Source organism: Methylobacterium sp. WL18, assembly GCF_008040015.1.
Lineage (GTDB): Bacteria > Pseudomonadota > Alphaproteobacteria > Rhizobiales > Beijerinckiaceae > Methylobacterium > Methylobacterium mesophilicum.
Genome location: NZ_VRVD01000808.1, coordinates 1 through 1,839 on the forward strand (window position 1 = coordinate 1; position 1,839 = coordinate 1,839).

Here is a 1,839-nt window from a genome sequence, read left to right on the forward strand (position 1 = left end):
GGGCGTCGGGCGCCTGCGCACCGCGACCCTGACGCCGGTCGCGGCCAGCAACACCGGCCTGACCATCGCCCGGGCGAACGGCGCCCGGATCTGCTTCGGCGATTCCGGCGGCCCGGTCGTCGCGCAGGATCGCGGCGGGACCTATGTCTGGGGCGTCGCCAGCGCGGTGATCACCCGGACCGCCCCGTGCGGCGGCTATGTGGTCGTGGCGCCGGCGGCCCAAGTCTTCTCCGCGACCGGGGTCCGGTAGCGCCGAACCGGTAAGTCCGAAAAAAAGCGAAAACCCCGCGCGGCCGAGCCGCACGGGGTTTTTCGAGGGTGGCGGTGATCCGGGTGGATCAGACCGCCATGCGCTCTTCGGCGTCCATCGGCTCGCGCAGCACGTAGCCGCGGCCCCAGACGGTCTCGATGTAGTTCTTGCCCTGGCTGGCGTTGGCGAGCTTCTTGCGCAGCTTGCAGATGAACACGTCGATGATCTTCAGTTCCGGCTCGTCCATGCCGCCGTAGAGATGGTTGAGGAACATCTCCTTGGTGAGCGTCGTGCCCTTCCGCAGCGAGAGGAGTTCCAGCATCTGGTACTCCTTGCCGGTGAGGTGGACCCGGGCGCCGCCGACCTCGACGGTCTTCTGGTCGAGGTTCACGATCAGGTCGGCGGTGGTAATCACCGACTGGGCGTGGCCCTTCGACCGGCGCACGATGGCGTGGATGCGGGCGACCAGCTCGTCCTTGTGGAACGGCTTGGTGAGGTAGTCGTCGGCCCCGAAGCCCAGACCCTTCACCTTGTCCTCGATCCCGGCCATGCCGGAGAGGATCAGGATCGGCGTCTTCACCTTCGCCACGCGCAGGTTGCGGAGCACCTCGTAGCCCGACATGTCGGGCAGATTCAGGTCGAGGAGGATGATGTCGTAATCGTAGAGCTTGCCGAGGTCTATGCCCTCTTCGCCCAAGTCGGTCGTATAGGTGTTGAAATTCTCGGACTTGAGCATCAACTCGATGCTCTGCGCTGTCGCGCTATCGTCCTCGATCAGAAGTACCCGCATCGTCGGTCCCCAGCCCAGCCGGCCGCATCAGCGCGCAGACACGTCCCCACCGACACCCGCCACCGGCCTGTGGACGGGCGCTCCGTCGCTCTTGACGTGGAACGCTATGGATTAATCGTTAACAAAACCTGATTCCCACCCGCAAGCGTCTCGTTCACCGAGCCCTGAGCTTGGCGGGAGGAACCAGGTCCCTCCACCCCCGCCCGGGGCCGTGATTCCGCTCCGTTCGCGACCGGTCCGCCCACGCGCTTGGACGTAAGTGTCTCCCCCGTAACGACCCGATCCCGGCTGTGACCCTGCGGCCACAGACGCACGACTTCGTGAAGTCCGGCTGGCGCCGGAGCCCGGACCGAGCCGCTACGAGCCCGATGACCGCAGTGTTAAGGAGGCCGGTAAACGAAGCGTTGAGAGCCACGCCGATGACACAGGATCCGGCAAGGTCCGTTACCAGTCTCGCCGCGGCCCAGGCGGCCCTCGACCGTGTCGAGGTGCTGGAGACGTTCGGCCGGGTCGTGGCGATCCGCGGCCTCCTGGTCGAGGTCGCCGGCCCCGTGGCGGCCATGCGGCTCGGCGGCCGGATCGACGTGGAGGGCGCCAACGGCCTTGGTTTGGTGCCGTGCGAGATCATCGGTTTCCAGGGCGACCGCGCTCTGGCGATGCCGTTCGGGTCCCTGGAGGGCGTCCGCCGGGGCTGCCCGGCTTACGTGCGCGACGAATCGGCCGGAGCCATTCGCCCCTGCGCCGCCTGGCTCGGCCGGGTGGTCGACGCCCTGGGCCGGCCCGTGGACGGGCTCGGACC

2 protein-coding genes and 1 pseudogene are annotated in these 1,839 nt (G+C 67.7%); 2 read left to right on the forward strand and 1 reads right to left on the reverse strand.

Features of this window, described 5'->3' with window-relative positions; all coding sequences use genetic code 11:
* Positions 1 to 250: trypsin-like serine protease (locus FV228_RS28530; protein ID WP_147857558.1), on the forward strand; the 250-nt coding region annotated here is incomplete at its 5' end.
* 88 nt (positions 251 to 338) lie between these two features.
* Here FV228_RS28530 and FV228_RS28535 read toward each other — a convergent pair.
* The gene (locus tag FV228_RS28535) at positions 339 to 1,040 is read right to left on the reverse strand and encodes a response regulator transcription factor CtrA (protein ID WP_147857559.1); all 702 of its coding nucleotides are present in this window, start codon (positions 1,038 to 1,040) and stop codon (positions 339 to 341) included.
* A 419-nt stretch (positions 1,041 to 1,459) separates the two neighbouring features.
* On the opposite strand from FV228_RS28535, the pseudogene fliI reads away from it, so the two are divergent.
* Positions 1,460 to 1,839: pseudogene (fliI, locus tag FV228_RS28540) on the forward strand (flagellum-specific ATP synthase FliI); the annotation flags it as partial.